Source organism: Chitinophaga sp. sic0106, assembly GCF_019219075.1.
GTDB lineage: Bacteria > Bacteroidota > Bacteroidia > Chitinophagales > Chitinophagaceae > Chitinophaga.
The window spans coordinates 1-721 of sequence record NZ_JAHUWJ010000049.1 but is presented as its reverse complement, the minus strand read 5'-3'; the positions used below and the strand labels follow the sequence as shown (position 1 = coordinate 721).

The 721-nt window shown below is 37.9% G+C and carries 1 rRNA gene; it reads left to right on the top strand.

Annotated elements, in window-relative coordinates:
• Positions 1 to 3 precede the first annotated feature (3 nt).
• Positions 4 to 115, top strand: a 5S ribosomal RNA gene (gene rrf, locus KW844_RS28855).
• Positions 116 to 721: the final 606 nt, after the last annotated feature.

Genomic DNA, 721 nt, shown 5'->3' with positions numbered 1-721 from the left:
TCTTATGGTGGTTTTGCCAAGGGTGTTCACCTCTTCCCATTCCGAACAGAGAAGTTAAGCCCCTTATGGCCGATGGTACTGCACCACAATGCGGGAGAGTAGGTAGCTGCCATATTTATTCAGAAAGGTCCTGGATCAAACCAGGACCTTTTCTTTTATATAGAGTAGAGGCTTTACTATAAGTAGAAATATCCTCTAAAACAATCATCTCTAAAAGTAGAGATTATCCGATTACCTCCTTACAAAGTATCTCCGATCCGTTACAGTGGATCACTTCTAACAGATACGACTATACGAACCTTGCAGGTTCGCACTTGAAATAACGCTGAAATAAAATAGCAGAAAGTTGAAATAATTTTTGCTGCGAATGATAAAGATACTATCTTTGCCGTCCGCTACAGAAAACAGCGCAGTTCTTTACACGTCAGTATTTTTAAATCAACGAGTTCTCCAATATTTAAATACTTGAGTCTCAATGAAATAAAAATAAAAAACTTCAAAAAAGTTTTGGTGGTTTGCAAAAAAGTTCCTACCTTTGCACTCCCAACGCAAACGACGCGAAAAGGATAATAAAAAGTTCTTACAGAAATTACTTGAAGATGTACGCCAGTAGGGCACGGAGATCGGATCTCCTACATTGACAACTGCTAATTAATTAGCACAAGTTCTTTGAAAGATTGGAAACAACAGCACGAATCAAATTAGTGATAGTTTGATTCAC